Origin of the sequence: Mesorhizobium sp. M0074 (genome assembly GCF_040322975.1) — a bacterium.
In the GTDB taxonomy this organism is placed as follows: Bacteria; Pseudomonadota; Alphaproteobacteria; order Rhizobiales; family Rhizobiaceae; genus Mesorhizobium.
In genome coordinates, this window is sequence record NZ_JAMYUM010000075.1 from 1 (window position 1) to 1,236 (window position 1,236).

General features: G+C 56.7%; 1 protein-coding gene. It reads left to right on the top strand.

The genetic code is table 11. The features are described 5' to 3' along the window. Positions 1–1,232 (top strand): M24 family metallopeptidase (locus NKJ73_RS34010; RefSeq protein WP_352572750.1); only part of this gene is annotated, 1,232 nt, incomplete at its 5' end. Between the last annotated feature and the right edge of the window lie 4 nt (positions 1,233–1,236).

A 1,236-nucleotide genomic window follows, 5' to 3' on the forward strand; every position in this document is an offset into this window, starting at 1 on the left:
AACCACTTAATTGCCTGGTGCAATCGACATTTCAAGATAGGAGAGCTGCTATGCCCACAAATAGTCAACAGGAACGCGTGCCTGCATTTAGTCAACAGGAATATCGCGGGCGCACTGCTCGGCTGCGACAGCAAATGGCGGCGCGCGGCATGGATGCGCTGCTTGTCATGAACGAGAATAATATGAACTATCTGACCGGCTATGACGGTTACTCGGAGTACGTTCCGCAGCTCGCTCTCGTGTGTCAAGACGATGAAGATCCGTGGCTGATCTTGCGCGAGATCGACACTTTATGTGCGACACCCACATCGTACCTGCCGGAATCGCGAATCCTCAGTTATCCGGAGAAATACATCGGGTCGAGCCAGCGGACCGCATGGGAGCCGATTAGTGATCTGATCCGCGAGCGCACCAAGTCGAGCCGCATCGGAGTCGAACTGACGGCCAAGACGTTTGGAGTGAAGGACCACGCCGCCCTCTCCAACAGATTGGACTTATCGAAGGCCATCGATGCCGATGGGATGATCGGAAAACTGAAAACGGTAAAGTCACCGGCTGAGCTTGCCTATATGGAGCAGGCCGGAAAGATAACCGATAGGGCCATGCAGGTGGGCCGGCTCGAGATCGCTCCTGGCGCACGCGAATGCGACGTGGGTGCCGCCATAGTGAATGCTTTGGTCAAAGGCACTCCGGAAATCCCCGGAGGTGTTTGCGCCTTTCCAACTATGCCGGTTGGCTCTCCCGCCAACGCGCCGCATCTTCCGTGGTCTGACGCGCGCTATCAGATGGGCTGTCAAACGAATTTCGAGATCGGTGCCTACCGACACCGCTATGCCTGCGGCTTGGCACGGACGGTATTTTTGGGTGAGCCAAACGCTCGGGCGCGGCACCTACATCAAGCCGCTTTGGGCGGCTTTCTCGCGCAGGTCGAAACAATACGGCCGGGAGTGAAGTGCTCTGAAGTTTCACAAGCGTTCCAGCGCGCCTTTAAACCATACGGCGTGCGTAAGGAATCCAGGAGCGGCTACTCCATCGGTCACGGTTGGGTCGACGGCGGCGGCAGCTTCCAGGCGGACGACGATACCGTGATTGAACCTAACATGACTTTCCACGTCCTCATCGGCATTTTTGAGAAGGACGACGGCTACGTCTTCAGTGAGACTGTCCGAGTGACCGAGAACGGCGCGAAGTCGCTGAGCAGCATGTCTCGCGACATGCTGGTAAATTGCTGACTTT